This window comes from Afipia massiliensis, assembly GCF_001006325.2.
GTDB lineage: Bacteria > Pseudomonadota > Alphaproteobacteria > Rhizobiales > Xanthobacteraceae > Afipia > Afipia massiliensis_A.
Genome location: NZ_LBIA02000001.1, coordinates 3,643,651 through 3,666,079, shown reverse-complemented (window position 1 = coordinate 3,666,079; position 22,429 = coordinate 3,643,651). Strand labels below are relative to the sequence as shown.

At 61.4% G+C, this 22,429-nt stretch carries 23 protein-coding genes; 13 read left to right on the top strand and 10 right to left on the bottom strand.

Features of this window, described 5'->3' with window-relative positions; translation table 11 throughout:
- Window positions 1–10: 10 nt before the first annotated feature.
- Window positions 11–466 carry a BA14K family protein gene (locus YH63_RS17770; protein ID WP_046826459.1) on the top strand — a complete coding sequence of 152 codons (456 nt, stop codon included), beginning with the start codon at window positions 11–13 and terminating at the stop codon, window positions 464–466.
- A 105-nt stretch (window positions 467–571) separates the two neighbouring features.
- Here YH63_RS17770 and YH63_RS17765 read toward each other — a convergent pair whose 3' ends face one another.
- The 3 genes from YH63_RS17765 to YH63_RS17755 all read right to left on the bottom strand — a co-directional run bounded on the left by YH63_RS17765 (window position 572) and on the right by YH63_RS17755 (window position 5,011).
- The gene (locus tag YH63_RS17765; RefSeq protein ID WP_046829422.1) at window positions 572–2,995 is read right to left on the bottom strand and encodes an autotransporter outer membrane beta-barrel domain-containing protein; all 2,424 of its coding nucleotides are present in this window, start codon (window positions 2,993–2,995) and stop codon (window positions 572–574) included.
- Window positions 2,996–3,215: 220 nt separating this feature from the next.
- The gene (locus YH63_RS17760; RefSeq protein ID WP_046826460.1) at window positions 3,216–4,100 is read right to left on the bottom strand and encodes a DMT family transporter; all 885 of its coding nucleotides are present in this window, start codon (window positions 4,098–4,100) and stop codon (window positions 3,216–3,218) included.
- Window positions 4,101–4,111: 11 nt separating this feature from the next.
- Window positions 4,112–5,011, bottom strand: a complete 900-nt coding sequence (locus YH63_RS17755) for a DMT family transporter (RefSeq protein ID WP_046829423.1) — start codon at window positions 5,009–5,011, stop codon at window positions 4,112–4,114.
- 899 nt (window positions 5,012–5,910) lie between these two features.
- Between YH63_RS17755 and YH63_RS17750 the strand changes: the two genes are divergently transcribed.
- Both YH63_RS17750 and YH63_RS17745 read left to right on the top strand, forming a co-directional pair.
- A complete protein-coding gene (locus YH63_RS17750) occupies window positions 5,911–9,648 on the top strand; it encodes a vitamin B12-dependent ribonucleotide reductase (protein WP_046826461.1) in 3,738 nt (1,245 codons plus the stop codon).
- Between the two features lie 81 nt (window positions 9,649–9,729).
- Complete coding sequence (locus tag YH63_RS17745) at window positions 9,730–10,941, top strand: pentapeptide repeat-containing protein (protein WP_083992529.1); 1,212 nt, start codon at window positions 9,730–9,732, stop codon at window positions 10,939–10,941.
- A 255-nt stretch (window positions 10,942–11,196) separates the two neighbouring features.
- On the opposite strand, the gene YH63_RS17740 is transcribed toward YH63_RS17745, so the two are convergent.
- On the bottom strand, window positions 11,197–11,484 hold the full coding sequence (locus YH63_RS17740) for a GIY-YIG nuclease family protein (RefSeq protein ID WP_046826462.1): 288 nt from the start codon (window positions 11,482–11,484) through the stop codon (window positions 11,197–11,199).
- Window positions 11,485–11,638: 154 nt separating this feature from the next.
- On the opposite strand from YH63_RS17740, the gene YH63_RS17735 reads away from it, so the two are divergent.
- Complete coding sequence (locus YH63_RS17735; protein WP_046826463.1) at window positions 11,639–11,923, top strand: DUF1488 family protein; 285 nt, start codon at window positions 11,639–11,641, stop codon at window positions 11,921–11,923.
- Window positions 11,924–12,093: 170 nt separating this feature from the next.
- Window positions 12,094–12,255 (top strand): hypothetical protein, encoded by a 162-nt coding sequence (locus tag YH63_RS21690; RefSeq protein WP_170978708.1) that lies wholly within the window; start codon window positions 12,094–12,096, stop codon window positions 12,253–12,255.
- Between the two features lie 132 nt (window positions 12,256–12,387).
- Here YH63_RS21690 and YH63_RS17725 read toward each other — a convergent pair whose 3' ends face one another.
- Window positions 12,388–13,086 (bottom strand): hypothetical protein, encoded by a 699-nt coding sequence (locus YH63_RS17725; RefSeq protein WP_046826464.1) that lies wholly within the window; start codon window positions 13,084–13,086, stop codon window positions 12,388–12,390.
- 212 nt (window positions 13,087–13,298) lie between these two features.
- On the opposite strand from YH63_RS17725, the gene YH63_RS17720 reads away from it, so the two are divergent.
- The gene (locus tag YH63_RS17720) at window positions 13,299–14,267 is read left to right on the top strand and encodes a Bug family tripartite tricarboxylate transporter substrate binding protein (RefSeq protein WP_052753792.1); all 969 of its coding nucleotides are present in this window, start codon (window positions 13,299–13,301) and stop codon (window positions 14,265–14,267) included.
- A gap of 49 nt (window positions 14,268–14,316) precedes the next feature.
- Here YH63_RS17720 and YH63_RS17715 read toward each other — a convergent pair whose 3' ends face one another.
- Window positions 14,317–15,231, bottom strand: a complete 915-nt coding sequence (locus YH63_RS17715) for a LysR substrate-binding domain-containing protein (protein ID WP_052753793.1) — start codon at window positions 15,229–15,231, stop codon at window positions 14,317–14,319.
- Window positions 15,232–15,340: 109 nt separating this feature from the next.
- Here YH63_RS17715 and YH63_RS17710 point away from each other — a divergent pair, with 109 nt between their 5' ends.
- Complete coding sequence (locus tag YH63_RS17710; protein ID WP_052753794.1) at window positions 15,341–16,297, top strand: Bug family tripartite tricarboxylate transporter substrate binding protein; 957 nt, start codon at window positions 15,341–15,343, stop codon at window positions 16,295–16,297.
- Window positions 16,298–16,361: 64 nt separating this feature from the next.
- Here the strand turns inward: YH63_RS17710 and YH63_RS17705 are convergent, their stop codons facing one another.
- The gene (locus tag YH63_RS17705; protein ID WP_046829426.1) at window positions 16,362–16,784 is read right to left on the bottom strand and encodes a group III truncated hemoglobin; all 423 of its coding nucleotides are present in this window, start codon (window positions 16,782–16,784) and stop codon (window positions 16,362–16,364) included.
- A gap of 130 nt (window positions 16,785–16,914) precedes the next feature.
- On the opposite strand from YH63_RS17705, the gene YH63_RS17700 reads away from it, so the two are divergent.
- The 4 genes from YH63_RS17700 (at window position 16,915) to YH63_RS17685 (ending at window position 18,791) form a co-directional block, all read left to right on the top strand.
- Entirely contained in the window at window positions 16,915–17,892 is a 978-nt protein-coding gene (locus tag YH63_RS17700) for a DUF4344 domain-containing metallopeptidase (protein WP_052753795.1), read from the top strand.
- Window positions 17,893–18,013: 121 nt separating this feature from the next.
- Entirely contained in the window at window positions 18,014–18,217 is a 204-nt protein-coding gene (locus YH63_RS17695; RefSeq protein WP_046826466.1) for a hypothetical protein, read from the top strand.
- Between the two features lie 44 nt (window positions 18,218–18,261).
- A complete protein-coding gene (locus YH63_RS17690; RefSeq protein ID WP_046826467.1) occupies window positions 18,262–18,486 on the top strand; it encodes a hypothetical protein in 225 nt (74 codons plus the stop codon).
- 89 nt (window positions 18,487–18,575) lie between these two features.
- Window positions 18,576–18,791, top strand: a complete 216-nt coding sequence (locus tag YH63_RS17685; RefSeq protein ID WP_046829428.1) for a hypothetical protein — start codon at window positions 18,576–18,578, stop codon at window positions 18,789–18,791.
- A 112-nt stretch (window positions 18,792–18,903) separates the two neighbouring features.
- Here YH63_RS17685 and YH63_RS17680 read toward each other — a convergent pair whose 3' ends face one another.
- Entirely contained in the window at window positions 18,904–19,761 is an 858-nt protein-coding gene (locus YH63_RS17680; RefSeq protein WP_046826468.1) for a 3-hydroxybutyryl-CoA dehydrogenase, read from the bottom strand.
- A gap of 207 nt (window positions 19,762–19,968) precedes the next feature.
- Between YH63_RS17680 and YH63_RS17675 the strand changes: the two genes are divergently transcribed.
- Entirely contained in the window at window positions 19,969–20,322 is a 354-nt protein-coding gene (locus tag YH63_RS17675) for a hypothetical protein (RefSeq protein WP_046826469.1), read from the top strand.
- A gap of 154 nt (window positions 20,323–20,476) precedes the next feature.
- On the opposite strand, the gene YH63_RS17670 is transcribed toward YH63_RS17675, so the two are convergent.
- Window positions 20,477–21,067, bottom strand: coding sequence for an NADPH-dependent FMN reductase (locus YH63_RS17670; protein ID WP_046826470.1), 591 nt, complete (start codon window positions 21,065–21,067; stop codon window positions 20,477–20,479).
- A gap of 573 nt (window positions 21,068–21,640) precedes the next feature.
- On the opposite strand from YH63_RS17670, the gene YH63_RS17660 reads away from it, so the two are divergent.
- Entirely contained in the window at window positions 21,641–21,880 is a 240-nt protein-coding gene (locus YH63_RS17660; RefSeq protein WP_046826471.1) for a hypothetical protein, read from the top strand.
- 17 nt (window positions 21,881–21,897) lie between these two features.
- Here YH63_RS17660 and YH63_RS17655 read toward each other — a convergent pair whose 3' ends face one another.
- Entirely contained in the window at window positions 21,898–22,194 is a 297-nt protein-coding gene (locus YH63_RS17655; protein ID WP_046826472.1) for a hypothetical protein, read from the bottom strand.
- Window positions 22,195–22,429 lie beyond the last annotated feature (235 nt).

The window sequence follows — 22,429 nt, the reverse complement described above, 5'->3', positions numbered from 1 at the left end:
GAGTGAGGACATGATCACGTTTAGGAATGGATGTGCGATCGCAGCAGTTGCGCTGGCGCTTCCGATGGCTGCGACGTCATCCAGCCATGCTGCTCCGCTGGCGCCGAGCCAGTTGATGTCGGCGGCGCACATCGGTGCCGACAATTCGCTGGCAACTCAGGTTCAGTACCGGCGGCGATATTATCGCGGCGGAGGTGCTGCCGGCCTCGGGATCGGCCTAGCTGCGGGCGCGCTGATCGGCGGCGCCATCGCTGCGGGATCCAGCCCATATTACTACGGACCTGGATACGGTTATGGATATGGCGGCCCGGCTTATTATCCGGCCCCTGCTCCGGTCGTTGTCGCACCTCGGTACGGCTACGGTGGCGGAGACGCCGAGGCGTACTGCATGCAGCGGTATCGGTCTTATGATCCGGCTTCAGGAACGTATCTGAACTACGATGGCAATCGCTATCCCTGCCCGTAAGTTCGAACAAAGCTTGATTTCAAATCCGGCGATGCATCCGAATGCGTCGCCGGTTTGTTTTTGACCATTTTGATTTGAATCCAAAAATCCCGCAGAGCGAAAGCGCTAGAACGAAACCTTCACGCCGCCCCTGCCCGTGATGGTCTGGCTTTGATCGGACATCGCGGTGAATTCGGCTGCTCCGAACACCGAGAAACCCGACGCATTGCGCCAGTCGAAACCCGCCCCCGCATAGAAGCCGACGATGCTGGCTTTGCCCGGTGTTGCGAAAGCGAGGCTCTGCCCGAGCAAAACGGTGTTGACGTTGCTGTCGCCGACGCGCTGCAAGGCGATCAGACCCGCTGTGCCGCTCAACTGGAGCTGCTCCGTCGGCGTCGCGTTGGTCGTGTGCGTCAGCTTGAATTCGCCGCGTTCCTCGAAATTGTGCGACGTGCGCGAAGCGACCGTCAGGTTTGTGGAGGATCCCACCTCTTGATATCCGCCGAAGCCGGCTGCGAGGTAGCGCATGCGCGCGGACGGTGTCAGGGTCAGATTATAGCCGAGCGACCGCTGGAAGCCGTAAGCAACCTCCGGACTGATGAACCAGCCGTTGTATTTTCCTGCAGCGTATTCGTAGCCGCCCGGTACGAGGTTGTTGGCGATCGTGCGCTTGACGTCATTGCTGCTGTAGCCGCCGAGCAATGAGAAATCCAGGAAGGCGCGCCCCATCGCGTAGCGGCCGTAGAGACCGCCGAACCCGATGTCGCTTGAAGTGTCGCCTGAATTCAGATCGATGGTGGATTTGATCGCGCCGCCACCAATGAAGCCGCCGAGACGCAGGCCGGGCTGCACCGTCTTGTCGATGCCGAGCACACCGCCATAGAAATTAGACACCGAGCGCAACGTCGGGGCATCCGCTTGTTGAATGCGCTGGCCGCCGAAACCCTGCGCCCAGATGCTTGTGCCGTCTGCCGCCGTGAAGCTCGGATTGCTCAGGAGCACGCGATCGTTGCTCGCATAAGCCAGCGCAGGAATGCCCGAAAAGGCATCGTTGGCCATGTCGCGCGCGACGTTGCCGGACGGTGCGAAACCGATTGCCATCGATCCGCTGCCGCCGATCGGCGCAGGATTGGTCAGGCGGCTCGTGACCAGCGACGTGATCGTGCGTGTCACGTCGACAACATTGCGATCCGCGGCCGCGAACGACGTCGGATCAAGAATGGCGACGGTGTCTTCGTTGATGACGTAAGGCGCACCACCGGTGATATTGACGATCGCGCCGGTATCCATGAGGCCGCCGAAGGCGCCGCATCCGCAGCCAGGACCGCCAAAGGTCAAGACAGAAGATATGTCGTGACCGCTCAGGATATTGACCTTGGTGCCAACCGCGAACGGATCGGTGATGTCGCCGTTGAGGATAACCTGCCCGACGATACGCGAGCCCGGCAGGATGTTTAGTGTTGTCGGCGTTGCAGGATCGAATTGGACGAGATTGATGGCCAATCCACCGCTCGAGGTTCCATCGACCAAGCCCGCGTTGGTAAAACTAGCCGAGCCGATCACACCAGCGATGACATCGACCGTGCCATAGATTTTGCCGGCATTCAGCGCGGATGCATTGCCGTTGCCTCCGGCCACGCCAGCGGCCGTCACGACTGGGCCCATGACGGTGCCATAGTTTACAGTGATCGCATTGCCGTCGCCTCCGGCCATACCGCTCCCGGTAAAAATGCCGCCATTCACGAAACCGGTGTTTACCGTCGTTGCGTTGCCACCATCGACAGCGCCGCTAAAGATTCCGGGTCCAAAGCCCGCATTCACGATGCGTCCAGAATTGATGGTGATTGCGTTGCCGCCATCGGAGGTCTGAGTCAAAATCGTATCGACTGTGCCGGAATTGATGCCGGTCGCAGTGCCAGCGCCGGACCCCAAGCCGCCATTGCTTGTGACCGTGGCCATTCCATTAATGGCAATACCAGAATTTCTGGTCGTGGCGTTGCCGCCGCCATCCGCCGTGGTGCTGATCACATTCGCCACGAAGCCCGAATTGATCGATGTCGCCGATCCACTAACCAGCGCCGAGCCAGGTACCGTGGAAGTGGTAATCGCTGAAGTGAATCCGGAGTTGTTGATCAGCGCATTGCCGCCGTCCTGCGCAATCGTGGTGATATCCTGAATTACCGTTCCGGAGTTCGTCGAAGTGGCATTGCCTGCTCCGGTGAGCGTGCTGATGTATGTCCCGATTGTCCCGGAATTGTTGGACGTCGCGTTGCCAAGACCGCTGGCCGACGTTTCCAGCATATCCGCGTTGATGCCGGAGTTCGTGGCGGTAACGTTGCCGTCAACACTTGTCGTGGTGATTCCGTTGCTAAATCCGGAACTGGTCGTCGTGAGATTGAACGAGCCGAGCTGGTCCTGAAGAAACGGCACGGCCGTCGCGCCGGTGTTGCTACAGGTGACGTCACTGGCGCCCAGCGTTCCGACGCAGGCGAATTGCGCGCGCGCATTGGTTGAGACCAGCGTCACGACGGCAGTGATCGAAGCGGTCATCACAAGGAATCGCAGCGCGCGCGCCCACGACGCGCTCACCCTCAACGCCACATCCGCAACGATCAACGCCACGCCAACCCCACACACCCAGCGGCACGTCAGCCGTGGTTGTTCCGCAGGGGAACCTAGCAGGCGGCGGTTCCAAGAGCTGTTGCATTTGGGCGACAGCGCCAAATAATGAAGTGTTAACAGGCGCTTTCTGCGCGCTTTGAGACGTCCATTAGGACCGTGACGCCAGCACGACGCCGGCAATGGTGAACCCGAGCGCTGCGATTTGCGCGACACCAAGCGGTTCGCCGAGTGCCGCCGCCGAAGCCAGCACCCCGATCACCGGCACGAGCAACGTCCCGATGGCGGCGACCGACGCCGGTAGCCGCTGCAGCGCGGCGAACCAGCAGGCATAGGCGACGCAGAACTGGACTACGATCGAATAGCCAAACAACGTCCAGCCCAGCGGCGTCAGGCTCATAAAGTGCGGCTGCTCGATCAAAAGTCCTATCGCCGCGACCGGCAGGCAGCCGATCAGGATCTGCCAGACCGCCGATGTCAGAGGTGGCAGCGTCAGCGGCCAGCGTTTGCCGAACACCGTACCCAAAGCAAACAGGAACGCGCCTCCCAGCGCGAGGAGAATGCCCGGCAGCTTGGCGTAGCTGGCAGTAATGCCTCCCCCGCCCATCAGCGTCACGAGGCCCGTAATAGCCATCGCCATGGCGACCACGCGCAGCAGTGAAATGCGCTCGCCCAGAATCGGCCACGCCAGCATCGAAGCCCAGACCGGCATCGAATAGGCCATCACGGCCGCTTCGCTCGCCGGGAGATAAACCAGCGCCAAGCCCATCAGCGCCATCCACGCCGTCACGTTCAGAACGGACAGGAGCACAAGCCGCGCCCACTGCGCGCGGGGCACCTTCAGCGATTGCCGGAACGCCAGCGCCAGCAGCGCGAGCAACGCCGCGCCAACGATTCCCGACAGGCCCCGCACCGACAGCGGCGGCAATTCCGTCAACAGATGTTTGGTGACGGGCCAGTTGAGACCCCAGCCGATCGATGTTGCGACCAACAGCAGCACACCTGTCGGATCGATTTTGGAGCTCGCCCTGCTCATCGTTGGCGTACTCACGATCGCACTGCCAGCGCGACGCTACCGACCGTCAGCACGAGCGCGGCAATCTGCGCGGCGCCCAGAGGCTCGCCGATGACATACGCGGACACCAGCACACCGATCACCGGCACGAACATCGTACCGATGGCGGCGGCGGATGCCGGCATGCGCTGCAAGGCTGCAAGCCAGCAGGCATAGCCGATACATTGTTGCACGATGGCGTTGTAGGCGAGACAACTCCAGCCAACGATGGACAGCGCCGCGATGTCGGGCCGCTCGATCGCGACGCCGAACAGCGCAACGGGCAGGCAGCCGACCGCCAGTTGCCAGGATGCGGAGGCCATCGGCGGCATCGTGATCGGAAAGCGCTTCAGAAAAATGGTGCCCAGCGCATACGTAAAGGCGGTGGCCAGCGCCAGCAGGATGCCTGGCAATTTTGCAACGCTGGCCTCGACGCCGCTACCGCCCATCAGAACCACGATCCCGGCGAACGCCATGATCATGGCGACGACGCGCAATGGCGTCAGCCGTTCGCCAAGTACAGGCCATGCCAGCACGGCCGTCCAAACCGGCATGGTATAGGCGAGAATGGCGGCTTCGCTGGCAGGGAGAATTGTGAGCGCGAATCCCATCATCACCACCCAGGAAGTGATGTTGAGGAACGCGGAGATACAGATTCGCAGCCACTGCCCCTCCGGCACGCGCAGACTCTGGCGCGCCGCGATCGCAAGCACGGCAAGCAGACACGCTCCCGCCAGTCCCGACAGCCCCCGCGCCGATAACGGCGGCCATTCGCCGAGCAATATCTTCTGAACCGGCCAGTTGATGCCGGCGCCCAGCGTCATAATGCCGAGGAAAACCAGCCCAGCGGGCGCTATGCGTGCCGGCGCGCTTCGATAGATCTGGGCTGTCATGGGAATGAAGAGTCCGAGGGAACCGTCCGCACCATGACCGCGATTCGCGCGTTCAGCCACCCGCTTTGCGGCAGATCTTCCCCGCGATTGCGCAGGCGCCGGGTCGATGCATCTCAACGATTCCCGACAGGCCGCATTCGCCACTGCGCGACGGCTCGCTCGTCCGGCGACGTTTCGATCAGCGCTTCGGGCGGCGTGCGGCTGTCCACAGGTTTGGCCCTTCGACTTGAATTCCACACCATGTGGATGACGGGGAGAAAGACCTTGGGCGCGTCACGTGATCCACCCGAAATCCGCAAAAAGCGCGCATACCCAAGACGCGATTTTGGAGGCTCGCGACAAACCTTGGAGGAACTCACAAGGAGGTGAGATTTCGGCTTCCGAATCCACAAGGACTCACCGATACTTCCCGCAATGCGAACCATCCCGGCGATGCGCCATCCCGCTGGAAATCCGCATTTTCCACCATATTTAGTATTTGATTCAACTTTCGACACTAATCCTTGACGTGCCGGATGGAGTCGGCCTAGCTTTGGGACTGTTCGGCGCGGGGGTTTTCAGTCCCGCCGGACACCTCCCGAAAAGGGTCAAAACGACAACTCCGTCAGGCCGGTCGAGGCCACGGGACGTGGATTTGTCTGCTCTTTTTTCGGAGCCGGACGGCAGTCCGGGCAAAAGGCGAAACCGCGGCAAACCGTGGCGCATAAGGCGAGTTTGGGGCGTTCGGGCAAGGCCGGTTTGGGGACCGGATCGCGCCCACCAGAGTTAACAGGCCGCGGCTTCGGACCCGAAACGGGACGACGTGAACGGCAAAGAACTGCGGACGAACCGGTTCGCAAATTGAAATCTCCGGCTTACCGTCAAGGGACGGGAGCGCCGGCAAAGGACGGGGCACTACAATGCGCATCGAACGCCGCTATACCAAAGCCGACCAGTCACCCTACGCCGCCATCGACTTCCGGCTGACGACGAGCGAGATCCGCAACCCCGATGGCTCGGTGGTGTTCCGCCTTGAGAACGTCGAGGTGCCGGAGTTCTGGTCGCAGGTCGCCTCCGACGTTCTGGCGCAGAAATATTTCCGTAAAGCCGGCGTCGCCTCGCGCCTGAAGAAGGTCGAGGAAGAAACCATTCCCTCGTGGCTGTGGCGCTCGGTGCCGGACACCGAAGCGCTCGCCCTCCTCCCCGAATCCGAGCGTATCGGCGGCGAGCATTCCGCCAAGCAGGTGTTCGACCGCCTCGCCGGCTGCTGGACCTACTGGGGCTGGAAGGGTTCGTACTTCTCGTCGGAAGAAGACGCCCGCGCGTTCTATGACGAACTGCGCTTCATGCTCGCCAAGCAGATGGTCGCGCCGAACTCGCCGCAGTGGTTCAACACCGGACTGCACTGGGCCTACGGCGTCGATGGTCCCGGCCAGGGCCACTACTATGTGGACTGGAAGACCGGCAAGCTGACCAAATCCAAATCGTCCTACGAGCATCCGCAGCCGCACGCCTGCTTCATCCAGGGCGTGGACGACGACCTCGTCAACGAAGGCGGCATCATGGACCTGTGGGTCCGCGAAGCGCGCCTGTTCAAGTATGGCTCCGGCACCGGCTCCAACTTCTCGCGTCTGCGCGGTGAAGGCGAAAAGCTTTCGGGCGGCGGCCGCTCGTCGGGCCTGATGTCGTTCCTCAAGATCGGCGACCGTGCAGCGGGCGCCATCAAGAGCGGCGGCACCACGCGCCGCGCGGCCAAGATGGTCGTGGTCGATGCCGACCATCCGGATATCGAGACCTATATCGACTGGAAGGTGAAGGAGGAGCAGAAGGTCGCGGCCCTCGTCACCGGCTCCAAGATCAACCAGAAGCACCTCAAGGCCATCATGAAGGCCTGCGTGAACTGCGAAGGTTCAGGCGACGACTGCTTCGATCCCGAAAAGAACCCGGCGCTCCGCCGTGAGATCAAGTTCGCGCGCCGCGCCATGGTGCAGGACAACCTCATCAAGCGCGTGATGCAGTTCGCCAAGCAGGGCTACACCGACATCTCGTTCGACACCTACGACACGGATTGGGATTCGGAAGCGTATCTCACCGTCGCGGGCCAGAACTCGAACAACTCCGTCTCGCTGAAGGACGATTTCCTGCGGGCGGTGGAAACCGACGGCGACTGGAATCTCAACGCCCGCACCAGCAAGAAGGTGATGAAGACGCTGAAGGCCCGCGATCTCTGGGAAAAAATCGGTTACGCCGCCTGGGCGTCGGCCGATCCCGGCCTGCACTACAACACCACCATGAACGACTGGCACACCTGCAAGGCCAGCGGCGACATCCGCGCGTCGAATCCGTGCTCGGAATACATGTTCCTGGACGACACGGCGTGCAACCTCGCCTCCGCCAACCTGCTGACCTTCTACGACACGCAGACCCGCCGCTTCGACATCGAAGCCTATGAGCACCTGTGCCGCCTGTGGACCGTGGTGCTCGAAATCTCGGTGATGATGGCGCAGTTCCCGTCCAAGCCGATCGCCGAACTCTCCTATGAGTACCGCACGCTCGGCCTCGGCTACGCCAACATCGGCGGCCTGCTGATGACCATGGGTCTGTCTTACGACTCCAAGGAAGGCCGCGCGCTGTGCGGCGCCCTCACCGCCGTGATGACCGGCACCAGCTACGCCACCTCCGCCGAGATGGCAAAGGAGCTTGGCCCCTTCCCCGGCTACAAGAAGAACGCCGCGCACATGCTGCGCGTGATCCGCAACCATCGCCGCGCGGCCCATGGCCACTCCAACGGCTATGAAGCGCTTGCCGTCAATCCGGTGCCGCTCGATCATGCGAGCTGCCCGCAGGGCGACATCGTCACCCGCGCGAAGTTCGTTTGGGATCAGGCGCTCGAACTCGGAGAAGCCCACGGCTACCGCAACGCGCAGACCACGGTAGTCGCGCCGACCGGCACCATCGGCCTCGTGATGGATTGCGACACCACTGGCATCGAGCCGGACTTCGCGCTGGTGAAATTCAAGAAGCTCGCCGGTGGCGGCTACTGGAAGATCATCAACCGCGCCGTGCCGGAAGCGCTGCGCGCGCTCGGCTATCCTGAAAACCAGATCGCCGAGATCGAAGCCTACGCGGTCGGTCACGGCTCGCTGGGACAAGCGCCCGGCGTCAACGCCTCGACGCTGAAGGCCAAGGGCTTCACCGACGAAGCCCTGAAGAAGGCCGAGGCTGCGCTGCCGACCGCTTTCGACATCAAGTTCGCCTTCAACAAGTGGACCTTCGGCGAAGATTTTCTGCGCGACACCTTGAAGATCGAACCGGAAGCCATCGCGGCCCCCGGCTTCGACCTGCTCACCGCCATGGGCTTCAGCAAGCGCGAGATCGAAGCGGCCAACATCCACATCTGCGGCGCGATGACCGTGGAAGGCGCGCCTCACCTGAAGGCCGAGCACTACTCGGTGTTCGATTGCGCCAATCCCTGCGGCAAGATCGGCAAGCGTTATCTTTCGGTGGAAAGCCACATCCGCATGATGGCCGCGTCGCAGCCCTTTATCTCGGGTGCGATCTCCAAGACCATCAACATGCCGAACGACGCCACGGTGGAGGATTGCAAATCCGCTTACCTGCTGTCGTGGAAGCTCGCGCTCAAGGCCAACGCGCTCTATCGCGACGGCTCGAAGCTTTCGCAGCCACTGAACTCGCAGCTCATCAGCGATGATGACGACGAGGAAGATGCCATCGAGGCGTTCTACGACAAGCCGATGGCGGCGCGCACCACCCAGGTCTCGGAAAAGATTGTCGAGAAGCTGGTCGAGCGCATCATCGTCATGCGCGAACGCGAGAAGATGCCGGATCGCCGCAAGGGCTACACCCAGAAGGCTGTGGTCGGCGGGCACAAGGTTTATCTGCGCACCGGCGAATACGATGATGGCCGCCTCGGCGAGATCTTCATCGACATGCACAAGGAAGGCGCGGCGCTCCGCTCCTTCATCAACAACTTCGCCATCGCCGTCTCGCTGGGCCTCCAGTACGGCGTGCCGCTGGAAGAGTATGTCGACGCCTTCACCTTCACCCGCTTCGAGCCTGCGGGCCCGGTGCAGGGCAACGACTCGATCAAGTTCGCGACCTCGATCCTCGATTACGTGTTCCGCGAACTCGCCGTGTCGTACCAGTCGCGCTTCGATCTCGCCCACGTCGATCCGAGCGAGACGCAGTTCGACGCGCTCGGCAAGGGCGTCGAGGAAGGCCGCAATCCGGACGGCAACAAGTTCGTCTCGAAGGGCCTCACCCGCTCGCGCACCGACAAGCTTGTGGTCATGCAGGGCGGCGCCGACGCGCAGGCTTCCGGCAATGTCACCTCGATTGCGTCCGCCGGCGCGACCGCACGGCACCACGACGGGCAGGACAATGTCGAGGGCGCGGTGGCACTCAAGGTCGCCGAGCCTGAGCGCGAACTCTCGCCGACGGAAAAGCTGGAGCAGCAGAACTGGAGCAAATCAGGTTCAGCAGCACAGGCCGCTCCATCCAAGGCCGAACGCCGCGCGGAAGCCAAGGCTCGCGGCTACGAGGGCGACATGTGCACCGAGTGCTCGAACTTCACTCTCGTTCGTAACGGAACGTGCATGAAGTGCGACACGTGTGGCAGCACGACGGGATGTTCGTGAGATTGGCTGAATAGTAGCTAATCGACTGAATTTGGGGCAGGTCTAACCTGCCCCTTTTCTTAAACGGCACACGGTTACGCTATGTCGACAGAGCCAGATCCGAATAAACGAAACTTTTTTGACATTTTCGGAATTGACCGAAACGTTTTCGCACCCGTTCCCGAAACATTTAGATCTTGGACGACTGTTTCACTCACGATTGGATTAATTGTCTTCAGCTTAGGTGTGCTGATCTCCGCAATTCTACTATTTCGCCTTGGCGTCAATGCGCTGTTTTCGCCGGACGATTCATTTCAGGACGCGGCCAAAAACTTCTTGTTCGCTTTAGCCGGTGCGTTTGGTGCACCATTTCTCGTGTGGAGAACATGGGTTGCTCACCTACAAGCCAACGCGGCCACGGCTCAAGCGAATACGGCACTAGAAAGCCATTTAACCGGTATCTTTGCAAAGTCGGTGGAGCTCCTAGGCCTCGTCCGAGAAGTGAAAACCATAAAGCCAGATGGCTCACCTGTCGTGCGGTCTCTCCCAAATTTAGAATCGCGCTTAGGGGCTTTGTATTCGCTCGAACGCCTCCTGCGCGAAAGCAACAAAGACCAACAAGCAATTTTGGAAACGCTATGTGCTTACGTTCGCGAAAACTCTCCGTTGGAAATTCCAGAAGATGAAAACGAGCGGGACAAAATTTCTTCCGGCAAGCAAGCGCCTGAACCGAGCAGACGAACCGACGTGCAAGCTGCAATTACGATAATTGGCCGCCGACTTTTGGTCGTTCATGAACGAGGACGTAGAGAAGGATGGCGCTTAGATCTTCGTGAAGCAAATCTCGTTGGATATGATTTCTCCGGCCTGAATTTCGATGGATCAGATTTTACAGGCTCATTTCTGAATTTCTGTAAACTGAACGGAGCTAGTTTCGAGAATTCAATATTCTCAAATACTCTATTTTGTGGGGCAGAACTTAATCGAACCAAATTGACCTGCTCTTCACTCAATCATTGTAATTTCAGTTCGGAAAAAATTAAGGACTCTGACTTCTCTCTAACCACGATTGAAAACACCGATCTTCGAGAAGCTCACATAATAAGTCTAGATATTAGAGGCGCAAACTTAAAAAACGCTTTCAGTTCTTGGCTAGAATTTTCCGTAACCGACGCAATTAAGAATGGCGCAACGAGCTTTAATGCGATGGAAATCGTTCGAACAAATGAACTATTTAAGAAGGCCCACTGGGACGAAACGACGGCTTTATCAAAAACTACCCTCGACGCCATCGGCTTGATGAAGCAAGCGTAGCCCGGATGAAGCGAAGCGAAATCCGGGGCTGCATCCGCGGCCGCCATCTCCCCCGCATTGCGCTGCGCTCCATGCGGCTACTTCCGCCCCATCCCAAATTTCACCGGTAGGTATTGACTGGATTCCCGCTTGCGCGGGAATGAGCGGGTGGTGCGAGATCGCTCCCCCATCCGCTCGTCCCCGCGAAAGCGGGGACCCAGAAAGGAACCTGACAGCAAGTGCACTTGATCCGATGCCCACGCGATCAACGAAGAATCACGGCGACAAATCCTCAAACAAATCCCGCCACTCCGGATTGCCTGCCTCGATCAAAGCAATCTTCCAGCCGCGATTCCATTTCTTCAATTGCCGCTCGCGCATGAAGGCTGACTCCCGGCTCTCATGCGCTTGATACCAAACCAGCATCTTCACCTCGTATCGTGACGTGAATCCCGGCACGGCCCCCGTCCGGTGCTGCCAGACGCGGCGCGGCAGATCGTCGGTCATGCCGATGTAGAGCGTGCCGTTTCGTTGGCTTGCCAGCATGTAGACGAAGAAGCTCATATTGCGTTGCCTCTGGATCCCCGCATGCGCGGGGATGAGCGGAGAACGGGATTTTAGCAGCCGAGGATCAACGGAAACAATTGGCCGGCGCTCCTCCAGACTGTGCTACGCTCCTTCAGGGCACCGGCATCATATGCCTGAAAGGACGATCCCCATGTCACTCACCTTCCTTCGCGCCCAGGGTCACGATTACCAGACCGGCACGTTCCTGTTCTTCATGGCCGACGGCGAAACCGAAATTCAATGCGGCGTCTCGGACTCCGCCATGGACGACGCCGAGAAGGCGCGCAACGTCCGCGAAAACCAGCGCGGCGACCAGTTCGCGCGTCTGCAGGACCGCATCACCGATTGCGCCGCCAAAAAATATCTCGCCGGAAATCTGGAAGCCGGCGCGTCGCGCATCCTCGTGCGCTCCATCGACCTCACGCCGCGCAAGTAACGGCGGCTTCCTCCGCCCGGTTCATCAACGGGAAACGGTCCCGCCTCAAAGCCGGCCGCAAACCGTCAACCTTCCGCACCGCACATAAACTTATCGGATACGTCAGCCCTGTTGCTGGAACGCTGCGGCCCCGGGCGTATTGTTCTCCGGAGGCGAGCGGAGAACGCGCCATGCGGCTTCATCTCGACAACGAGAGACGTGAAACGCAGATGTGTCTGGCGTTGGTGATCGCGATCATGATCCTCGCGGGGTCCGCGATCCTGTACATGGGTACACACTATCAAGTGACGACACAGACCCTCGCGCGAGTGCCGCTCGCCTCGCCGCTCTGACAGAGTCTAGCAAGGCGCGCGGGTTCACGCGGACGCGTCAGCCCTCAAACGCCTTCTTCAGCGCGGCGATGTCGAGCTTCTTCATCCTGAGCATGGCCTCGGCGGCGCGCTTGGCGGCCGCGCCGCCCTCGCTCATCGCGCACCTGGCTGTGCAGCGTCGTCGCGCGTCATCGAGAATGCCAGTCGAAAGACCGATGACGATGGCTTGGCCGACGCGCCGGCTGCTTCCAACGCCGTCGGTTGAAGCTCGGACAACAGAACCTGCCGCAGGGCCTCGTCGCTGTATCCGGACACAAGGACAATCCAGTCCGCCGCAGCATCGGCACCGCCGCGAATCCGCTGCTCGGTGGTGACGCCGGATTTGGGCGTGTTCGTCTGGAACAGGTGCGCTCCCGTGACGCCGGGCTGCGACGGCAGCTTGGCAAGGGCATCGTGCAAATGCGCCGACAGCGCCTCCTCCCTGCCCGGCTGCGGCGACAATCGCAGCGTCGCCATCACGCTCGCGACACCGCCGCCGTGACTGGCGATCACGCGGCACTGGCTGCGCACCATGTTGCGATGATGCGGCATCATCTTCGCCGACCACGGCGTCGGATCGTTCAGCCGGGCGAGATAGTGTTCGGACGTGAGCGTCTCATAGGCGTCCAATTCGTAGATGACGAAGAATCCCTCGCTTCCATCCGCGGCGGACCAGCGCGATCCGCGAAGAAAACCCGGAATGCTCATTCGCTCGGGAAAATGCTCGTGCGAGTGCCAATCCTCGAATTCCGCACGCTGATCGGGAGCCATGTCCCACCACATCGCCACGGCGGCGCGACCCAGCAAGGTCATCTGCAAGTCCCTTCGTCCAAACCTGGCCGCGCGATCTCGCCGCGTGTGCTTGCGATGCCGCCACCTTTCCATCCTGCTCTTAATTGATATAGCATCCAAGCCTGCCGGCGCGGCACACACGCGGCGCGGGAAGAACAAACAATAATCAAAATGCGGTTGGGCGGACCGACACACCGCCGCCCGAAAGCCGCGCATCAGAAGGAAATACCAAGATGAAATGCCTCGTCCGCGCGCTGGGAGCGCTCGTTGTCATCTCCGCTGGCGCCGGAAACGCATCGGCCCAGAACTGGCCGACCCGGCCGATCCGCATGGTCGTGCCCTACACGCCGGGCGGCTACACCGACATGATGGCGCGCCTTGTCTCCGAGAAGATGGCGGCCGCGCTTGGGCAGAGCATCGTTATCGAAAACAAGCCGGGCGCCAATGCCGCGATCGGCACCGACGTGGTCGCCAAGGCCGCGCCCGACGGCTACACCTTCGGCACCGTGATCGCGGCCCATGCGGTGAACGCGACGCTCAAGGCTAATCTGCCTTACAACACGGAAAAGGATTTCACCTATGTCTCGCTGATGAGCGTCGCGCCGCTGATCCTGATCGCGACGCCCTCGCTGCCCGCGAAAGACATGAAGGAGTTGATCGCGCTGGCCAAGGCGAAGCCGGGTCAGCTCAATTTTGCGTCCAGCGGCGTCGGCTCTGCGGCGCACCTGACCATGGAAATGCTGAAGAGCCGCGAAGGCATCAATCTCCAGCACGTGCCCTACAAGGGCACGGCAGGCGCGCTGCAGGATCTGGTGGGCGGCCAGATCAACGTCATGTTCGATATCATCGGGCCGTTGATGGAGCAGGTGCGCGCGGGCAACGCCAAGGCGCTCGGCGTGGCGGCGAAGGAGCGCGTTCCGGCTGCCGGCGACATGCCGACCCTGAACGAGCAAGGCGTGAAGGATTTTGCCTCCGGGACCTGGGCGGGCATCGTTGCTCCGGCGGGCGTGCCCAAGGAGATCGTCGAGCGCGTGGCTGCCGAGGCAAAGAAAGCCCTCGCCGATCCCGACCTGAAGAAAAAGCTTGAGCAACAGGGCATCGTCGCCATGGGCACCACGCCGGACGAATTCCGGAAGTTCGTCGGCGAGGAAGTCGCGCGCTGGAAGCAGGTCATCACCGCGGCCGACGTCAAGATCGACTAACGTTGGCGGCGTCAATCGCGGGCAGCTGGCTGTCAGTTGCCCGCGCCCGCTAGCGCCGCGCCGTTCGCTTCACCGACAGTCCCGCGGCCTTGCAGTGCCGCCGGACGGCCGCGGCGATTTCGGTCGCCGCGCGGCTTCGCGCACGGCCGTTGCGCCAGATGATCGCCGCAGTCCTCGTCACGCCGGGCTGGACGATCTCGATTTGTCTTAAGCCACTCTCCTCGCCAATGGCGCGCTCGAACAGGATCGCGGCCGTCTGCCCCTGAAGACGAATGGTCTCGAGCATCGCATCGATCGAACTCATCTCCAGCCAGATGTCGCGCTCGATCCATTTCCCAAGCTCGGCATTGATGATCCGGCGCGACAGGAACCGTTCGGTCTGTACCGTTAGCCTCAGGCCCGTCAGCATCCGCGCGGGAACGGATTTTCGCCGCGCGAGCGAATGATCGTCCCGCACGACTAGCATCAGCCGCTCCGAGAACAAGGCCTCCGCTTCCACGTCGGTGCGACCCGGCGTTGCGAACGACAGACCCAGGTGCAGCGCGCCGCTCGCAACTTGCGCCGCGATGTCCGGCGCCGGCAGATCCTCGATGGAAATGTGAATTCCTGGGTACGAATGCGCAAACTCCGCGATCACGGCGGGGAGCAGCGTGGTGTTGTAGGTATGGATGACTCCGATCCGGACCCGACCGCGCACGAGGTCACGGAGACCATCCAGCGCAAACCGTCCCTCATCGACCTCCTCCAGCGCGCGCCGCGCGTAGTCCGAGAACGTTCGCCCCGCGTCGGTCAGCTGAATTCCGCGCCCGACACGATCAAAGAGCCGGGTTCCAAGCAGCGCCTCAAGCTGTCCGATCTGGTGCGACAGCGTTGACTGAGTGACATGCAGCGCTTCGGCCGCGCGCGTGATGTGCTCGGAGCGTGCAATTTCCAGAAAATACCGAAGATGCCGAAGTTCGATCATTCATCGATACCATCGATTGATACGGGGGATATATATCATTTGACTCATCGGACAGTCCACTTCCTATGTGAGCGCAAAAGACACACAGAACCCTGCGGAGGAGACCGTTTTGCGGAAGATTTTGATCGCGATTTCTATGGTTATGGGCCTCGGCCAAGCCACGGCCGCCGACTTTCCCACCCGCCCCATCCGGCTCATTGTCCACTTCCCGGCCGGTTCCTCCACCGACGTGATCGCGCGCACGTTCGGCGAGTCCGTCTCAAAGAAACTCGGCCAGCAGATCATCATCGACAACAAGCCCGGAGCAGACGGTTCGATCGCCGCAAACGAGCTGAAGCGCAGCGCGGCGGATGGCTATACCATCATGCTCGCGACCAACAGCGCGATGTCCGGGGTGCCTGCGACGCGCAAGACGCCGCCCTACGACGTCACCACCGATTTCACACCGATCACCGAGATCGGCCGCTACAATTTCTTCCTCTACGTCAGCAAGGACGTTCCGGCGAAGAACCTGAAAGAACTGATCGCTTACGCCAAGGCGAACCCGGGCAAGCTCGCCTATGGCTCGGGCAACATCACGGGCCGTCTGGCTTTTGCGTCGGTTGTCGCTGCGAACAATCTCGATGTGACGCCCGTCCCCTACAAGGGCGAGCCGCCTGCCATCACCGACCTGATCACCGGCCGTATCCAGGCGATGGTCGCAACCTCCGGCACCGGCCTCCCGCAGGTGAAGGACGGAAAGATCCTGGCACTGGCGACCATTCTCGAAAAGCGCAGCGCCGCCGCGCCGGACGTGCCGACCATCGCCGAAGCGGGCTTTCCGGATTTCAAGATCGAGCCCTGGGCAGGCCTGTTCGGTCCGCCGAATATGCCGCGCGACATCGTTGCCTTGCTGAACAACGCCTTCAAAGAAGCCATGTCCGATCCCGCCGTGAAGCAGCGGATGGCCGAGCAGGATTTTACGCTGACGCCATCAACGCCGGAAGACCTCGGTGCACTTGTGAAGCGGCAGCTCGACATCCACCGCAAGATGGTCTCAGTCGCCGGTATCGAGATCATCGAGTGAGAACTAACCTGCCCAAAGGCGGGACCATCCTCGGGGAGCTGGCTGTCAGTCAGCTCCCTTCGCTTTACACGCTGTGCCTCGGCCTTGCGATCTCGCCGCGCGTGGTGGCGATGCCCATCTCGAAACTGTCGGCGATGCGGCGGGCGCGGATGACGAAGGCCTCAGCCACATCGCTCTGGAAGATTTCGCGCGCGGTCTTTTCGAAGAGCTGAAGCCAGCGGTCGAAGTGTTCGCCCTTGATCGGTAGCATCAGGTGCGGGCGCATGGGGCGGCCTTCGTAACGGCCGGTCTTGAGCAGCATCGACGACCAGAAATCGCTGATCTGCGCGATATGATGGTCCCAGTCCTTCACCGCCGCGTTGAAGATCGGCCCGATGACATCGTCGGCGCGGGCGCGGCCGTAGAATGTCGCCACAAGTTGGGCGATCTTCTGTTCGGTCAGGTCGGGATGGAAGGTATGAATGGCGGGAGTAGTCTGATCGGTCATGCGGCTGATGTAAGCCGCCGCCTCGCCGCAGACAAGCGCCCTACAGCCATCACTTTCCGGTTGACGCGGCGCGCGCATTCTTGCTGCTCTTGATCGAGCCCAAAACCCAGCCGCCGGCGGGAGGACATGCATGCCCAGTCCCATGGATCGCGCATTCGCGCCGGACGCGAAGTCGCGCAGCGCTGTGCGGCCAAAGCCGGTGGCTGCGATTGTCGCCGCAGCGGCCATGGTTCTGTCACTGTCCGCCAACGGCACCGCGAACGCAGCCCCCAGAGGCAAATCCAATCAGATCCGCTACGAGTATGTGCCGCCGAAGAATCCTGCGCACCAGCCGATCCACGACCAGATGAAGCAAGGCCGCGCCCTCGAAAATTTGCAGGAATTGCTCAGCCCGCTTCGCCTTCCCTATCCGCTGATGCTCAAGGTCGCAGGGTGCGACGGCGTTGCCAACGCCTGGTATGAGAATGAAGTCATCACGGTCTGCTACGAGTTGCTCGCGGAGATCCAGAAAAACGCGCCGAAGCAGGACCTTCCCATCGGCATTTCCCGGGCGGACACCATGCTGGGTCCAGCGCTCGATGTCTTCCTACACGAAACCGGACACGCGGTCTTCCATATGCTGGAAATTCCCGTGCTCGGTCGCGAGGAGGACGCCGCCGATCAGTTCGCTGCCTATGTCATGCTCCGGCTCGGCAAGGACGAGGCCCGCCGGATGATCCTGGGCTCCGCCTACGGTTACAACATCCAGATGCCGCAGGGACCGCACGTCACCGTTCGGCTCAATGCGTTTTCGGACGAACATTCCCTGCCGGCCCAGCGGGCGTTCAACGTCCTGTGCATCGCCTATGGCGCGGACAAGACGCTGTTCGCCGACGTCGTCGAAAAGGATTTTCTGCCGAAAAAGCGCGCCGAAGGCTGCGGATACGAATACGAGGACCTCACCTTCGCGATGACGAAGTTGATCGCCCCGCATATCGACATGCGTGTTGCCAAAAAATTTCACGAGGTCTGGGCGCGAACCGTCAGCGCGCGGCGCGCCCGCCTCGCGCGCCCGTCAGATACACCTGAAGTCAAGCCGGACCGTGTCGGGACCGGCGGCAAGCCGTAACGGCACTGCATTTTCCGCGACTGCGAGGAACACGCCCCGGCGGCACTCAGCCGTTTGGAACGAAACCGCTGTCTCCGGGTTGAAACTCTCAAGCTGTGTTGAGAAGGCGGGGTTTACGACGATGGACGATCAGGAAACTGTCATCGCGGCTGTTCAGGAAGCGCGTCGCATCCTCGGCCGCGACACCGGCTCTGGTCCACAGGACCGCAAGATAACAATCGACAGTCTGCGGTCTGTACTCGACAGCGATCAGGTGGCCCAGGCGCTGGAGCGGATCGCCCAACGCAGCCGTTCCAGGCCAACCGTCGAGAGCCCCTGGAGTTAAGTCTTCGAGTTAGATCTTCAGATTGAGCACACAGGAGAGACCGCATGGAGTCTGCTCAGGCGTTCAAACATCTCCGCACCCTGATCAAGGCCGCATCTGCGACCGACGATCCCGTCCTGATCCATACGCAGCTGACCATGATGACGGTCATCATCGACAAGGCCGCCCCGCGGCAAACGGCCCGCGCACCCTTGTGGCTGACTGGCCCGGGGTCCATGGAAAAAATGTCCGGGAGAGAAATGCCGAGGCCCTATTCCGGAGCGGAATAAGCGCCGCTGGCGCACGCCTGTTTGATCCGGATCAAGGGCCGGGTATGGTTCCGATGTACAAGCCGGAACCAACAGACAGGGAAGCCAAAATGTCCGCATCCGAAATCGCAAGCCGTCACTTCGCGGCGGCTCTGGCGGAAGCAAAAGCCGCAGGATTGGATGACGACGGCGTCTGCCGCTCGCTGCTCGGTCTCATCGTCGCGAAATATCTTGAGACAAGGAGTGTCTCCGACGTGCAGTCGGAACTGCACTTCCTTGCTGACAACTGCGACCCCGACGCGGACTTCGCCTTCATGCGGCCGTAGAGCCTGCCCGGCTTTGATCAAATCAAAGCCGGACTTCAGCTTTTCATTTAGCGCTTTTTTCAGGCGAACCGGTACCCGCTTCGCTCGAAAACGCTGCAGAGGTCCGGCGGGCTCAGCCCGCCTTGCCGTACTCGTAGAACCCGCGCCCGGTCTTGCGGCCGAGGAGTCCGGCATCGACCATCTCCTTCAGCAGCGGCGCGGGCCGGTACTTCGGATCGTTGAATCCGGTGTAGAACACCTCCATCACCGACAGCATGGTGTCCAGACCGATCATGTCGGCCAGCGCCAGCGGGCCGATCGGATGATTGCAGCCGAGCTTCATGCCGGCGTCGATCTCTTCCGCGGTGGCAATGCCTTCCTGCAGCGCGAACACCGCCTCGTTGATCATCGGGCACAGGATGCGGTTGACCGCGAAGCCCGGGCTGTTCTTGGCGGTGACCGCCACCTTGCCGACGCGCTGCGCGAAAGCGAGCGCCTTGGCGTGGGTGTCGTCGGAGGTCTGCAGGCCGCGGATCAGTTCGAGCAGTTGCATCACCGGCACCGGATTGAAGAAGTGCATGCCGATGAAGCGATCCGGACGATCCGTCGCCGCCGCAAGCCGGGTGACCGAGATCGACGAGGTGTTGGTGGCGACCAGCGCGCGCGGCTGCAGGTTCGCGCAGAGGTCCTTGAGGATCTTGATTTTCAGATCCTCGTTCTCTGTCGCGGCCTCGATCACCAGATCGCATGAGGACAGTTTGGACTTGTCGGTCGTCCCGTTGATCCGCGCCAGCACGGCGTCGCGGTCGGCGGTGGTCATCTTCTCTTTCTTGACCAGCCGATCGAGGCTGCTGCCGACCGTCGCGACACCGCGCGATACAGCCGCGTCGGAGATGTCCACCATCACGACTTGAAGACCCGCAGCCGCGCAGATCTGCGCGATGCCGTTACCCATGGTGCCGGCTCCGATGATGCCAACGGTCTCAATCATGTCTCTTGTCCTTTCATTGCTTCAATCCGGCGGCAAACCTTTACGCCGCATGGGTTCGCCATACGGCCCGGCCGCGTCTCGTCCATGGACCGGGTATCTACTCCGCCCTGCCCGGCTGCGCTACAGCTAACACGGACGGGCCGTCCGCTCATGAACCCGGTTCCTCCGCCGGACGACGAAAGAAGCGACATCCAACGAGACTTTGTCATGACCTCCACGCCCCCTCCGCTGCCGCCGGTCTCCGACTGGGAGACGCCGACGATCCGCGCCACCGTGCTGGCGATTGCGGCGGCGAACACCGTGTTCTGGCTCTGGACGTTCCGCTTCATCGCGGCCCACACCAATCCCAAAGGCGACGGCTTCGAATGGGTCGCGGTGATGCCGTTCGGCTTCATCTTCCTTCTCGGCGCGCTGCTGCCCGCGATGCGCGCGATCCGCGGACCCCGTGCCTTCGGACCAGGATTCAATCTCGGCATTGCATTGGCGCTGGTGATCGGCGCAACGATGCTGAACGCGATGATGTACTTGCAGGTTCTCGGCGAGTTCACGGGAACGAAATAAGCGCGGAACAGACGCGTATCCGCAAGGATGATGCTGGCTTGTCAGGACATAGGGAAGAGTTCACGTGGCGCCGCCCTCTGGATCCCCGCATGCGCGGGGATGAGCGGGATAAATCGAATGCTCGCCCGATGAGCGGAAGTTAGGGGTTTGCCCCTCAGTACGGCGGCGCTTTCTTCGCGCGCTGCGCCTTTGCGGCCTCGACCCACCACATCAGATCATCGGCGAAGCGCGGAAACGATCTTGCGAGCGCCTTGCCACCCTCGCCGGTCGGCTCTCCTGCTTCAGAGAGCGATTGTCCAATCGGTCCGACCGCGATGGTGCTCGAGGTTACCACCATGCCCATCTCCGACAGCGTGCCATGCCACGCCAGCGCAGCCCGCGCGCCGGAAAACCGTCCCGCCGAATAGCTGGCGATGGCCGCCGGGCGCCAGAACCATTCCTCCAGAAAATGATCGGTGAGATTCTTCAGGCCCGGCTGCAGGCCCCAGTTGTATTCGCCGGTCACGAACACAAAGCCGTCGGCAGCGATGATCTTCTGCGCGAGTTCTTCCATCGCGGCGGGCGCTGTGCCTTTCGGATGCTCCTTGTACATCCGGTCCAGCATCGGCAGGCCGATGGCTTTCGCGTCGATCAGTTCGGCATCGACGCTCCGGTCGCGCAGACCCTTGACGATAAAATCCGCGAGGCGAATGCCCATCCGGTCGGACCGATAGGAGCCATAGAGCACGAGAATGCGGTCGGTCATGGGCGCGCTCCGGTTGCGGGACGGCAGAAAGCGTAGCCCGGATTGGAGCGCGGCGTAATCCGGAGGGAGTGGAACAACTACCCGCGTTTTGGGTTTGAAATGGCGCGGTCATCATTCCGTGCTCCGGCCTGTCCCTGACTGAGGAGCAAGAGCAATGGTTCGAACGATCCTCATCGCTGCCGTGCTTTCCGCAACCGTCACCGCCGCTTTCGCCCAGGACTCTCGACGCGGCGGAACATCCGACCAGCAGCGCGCCTGTTCAAAGGATGTGTCCCGTCATTGCCGTCCGGTGATGAAGGAGGACGATTTCGCAATTTTGGGATGCCTGAAAGAAAACCGCGCCAAGCTCAGCAAGCCATGTCTCAGGGCTCTGGCCGAGAGCGGTCAATAGCCCAGCGCCGGAAGACGCGGAGCGAAATCCGGGTGCCGCAATACACCAGATCGAATGCCCTTGCCCGTCTTCACGAACCCGCCGCGACGAAGCACTCGAAGCTTTCAAAACAGGCCCCGTTGCGACATGATGCCCTCGTTTCTGAGAAGCATTTTTCTGCAAGCCGATTGCGAGGTTTGTCGATGGCGATCTGGAAGCGACTTCGGCGGGCGCGGGCCGACGATTATCAGACCTGGCACCCCATCGACGAAACGCCGATCCCTCTGAGCATCGGACGGATCTGGCTAGCGGACAAGGACGGCAACGCCAGGCGCGCGATGTCGTGGACATGGCCCGCCCTCAAGCGCCGCGAGCCCGGCAAGTATCGCCAGTGGATGATGCGTGTGCATGGTGCGAAAGAACCGCCGTCTGCGGCGGTTTGAGATAGCGCCGCGCTAGATTATGTCCTGGTGCATACAGTCGGCCCTCGCTTGCCGTGCCTGAGCAAGGTGCCTTTCTTGTTCATGGTCAGCGTAATGCCCCGACCGGTGTAGCGCGCACCCGTCAGGGTGAACCGCTTCCTCAGCGCCACGGCCTTGCCGTCGATCTGGACGTTCGCGACCTTCGTATCCAGAAGCGCAACGAAGCGTGCGCCGTCGGCGCAGGTGAAACTCTGGAAGCTCTGCGCGGACACCGGCGACGTGTCCGCGCCGGTCAGGACGGCAAATGCCGCTGCAAGGAATGTCAGCCGTTTCATCGTTCGCCTCTCCCGCTCCAGCTAGCCATCGGGTTCCCCGGCTCGCCTTACAACCCACACGCTCCGGTAGTCTAGCAGGCCCGCCTTTCCTGTGCATATCGCAACAGTTCACGGGAGCGGTCCCCCGCATAGGAGTACACTGACGCCTCGTCGGCCATTGCGATTTCGCAAGCGCCTTCAAATACCTGTGGTCTTTCGGCGTTTGTCCGTGAGTCGCGTCATCCCTGGTCTGGAG

Bases quoted from the DNA above. Each gene is read 5' to 3' on its own strand.
- YH63_RS17770 (WP_046826459.1), top strand. From the start codon at position 11: ATGATCACGTTTAGGAATGGATGTGCGATCGCAGCAGTTGCGCTGGCG.
- YH63_RS17765 (WP_046829422.1), bottom strand. From the start codon at position 2,995: ATGACCGCTTCGATCACTGCCGTCGTGACGCTGGTCTCAACCAATGCG.
- YH63_RS17760 (WP_046826460.1), bottom strand. From the start codon at position 4,100: ATGAGCAGGGCGAGCTCCAAAATCGATCCGACAGGTGTGCTGCTGTTG.
- YH63_RS17755 (WP_046829423.1), bottom strand. From the start codon at position 5,011: ATGACAGCCCAGATCTATCGAAGCGCGCCGGCACGCATAGCGCCCGCT.
- YH63_RS17750 (WP_046826461.1), top strand. From the start codon at position 5,911: ATGCGCATCGAACGCCGCTATACCAAAGCCGACCAGTCACCCTACGCC.
- YH63_RS17745 (WP_083992529.1), top strand. From the start codon at position 9,730: ATGTCGACAGAGCCAGATCCGAATAAACGAAACTTTTTTGACATTTTC.
- YH63_RS17740 (WP_046826462.1), bottom strand. From the start codon at position 11,484: ATGAGCTTCTTCGTCTACATGCTGGCAAGCCAACGAAACGGCACGCTC.
- YH63_RS17735 (WP_046826463.1), top strand. From the start codon at position 11,639: ATGTCACTCACCTTCCTTCGCGCCCAGGGTCACGATTACCAGACCGGC.
- YH63_RS21690 (WP_170978708.1), top strand. From the start codon at position 12,094: ATGCGGCTTCATCTCGACAACGAGAGACGTGAAACGCAGATGTGTCTG.
- YH63_RS17725 (WP_046826464.1), bottom strand. From the start codon at position 13,086: ATGACCTTGCTGGGTCGCGCCGCCGTGGCGATGTGGTGGGACATGGCT.
- YH63_RS17720 (WP_052753792.1), top strand. From the start codon at position 13,299: ATGAAATGCCTCGTCCGCGCGCTGGGAGCGCTCGTTGTCATCTCCGCT.
- YH63_RS17715 (WP_052753793.1), bottom strand. From the start codon at position 15,231: ATGATCGAACTTCGGCATCTTCGGTATTTTCTGGAAATTGCACGCTCC.
- YH63_RS17705 (WP_046829426.1), bottom strand. From the start codon at position 16,784: ATGACCGATCAGACTACTCCCGCCATTCATACCTTCCATCCCGACCTG.
- YH63_RS17700 (WP_052753795.1), top strand. From the start codon at position 16,915: ATGCCCAGTCCCATGGATCGCGCATTCGCGCCGGACGCGAAGTCGCGC.
- YH63_RS17695 (WP_046826466.1), top strand. From the start codon at position 18,014: ATGGACGATCAGGAAACTGTCATCGCGGCTGTTCAGGAAGCGCGTCGC.
- YH63_RS17690 (WP_046826467.1), top strand. From the start codon at position 18,262: ATGGAGTCTGCTCAGGCGTTCAAACATCTCCGCACCCTGATCAAGGCC.
- YH63_RS17685 (WP_046829428.1), top strand. From the start codon at position 18,576: ATGTCCGCATCCGAAATCGCAAGCCGTCACTTCGCGGCGGCTCTGGCG.
- YH63_RS17680 (WP_046826468.1), bottom strand. From the start codon at position 19,761: ATGATTGAGACCGTTGGCATCATCGGAGCCGGCACCATGGGTAACGGC.
- YH63_RS17675 (WP_046826469.1), top strand. From the start codon at position 19,969: ATGACCTCCACGCCCCCTCCGCTGCCGCCGGTCTCCGACTGGGAGACG.
- YH63_RS17670 (WP_046826470.1), bottom strand. From the start codon at position 21,067: ATGACCGACCGCATTCTCGTGCTCTATGGCTCCTATCGGTCCGACCGG.
- YH63_RS17660 (WP_046826471.1), top strand. From the start codon at position 21,641: ATGGCGATCTGGAAGCGACTTCGGCGGGCGCGGGCCGACGATTATCAG.
- YH63_RS17655 (WP_046826472.1), bottom strand. From the start codon at position 22,194: ATGAAACGGCTGACATTCCTTGCAGCGGCATTTGCCGTCCTGACCGGC.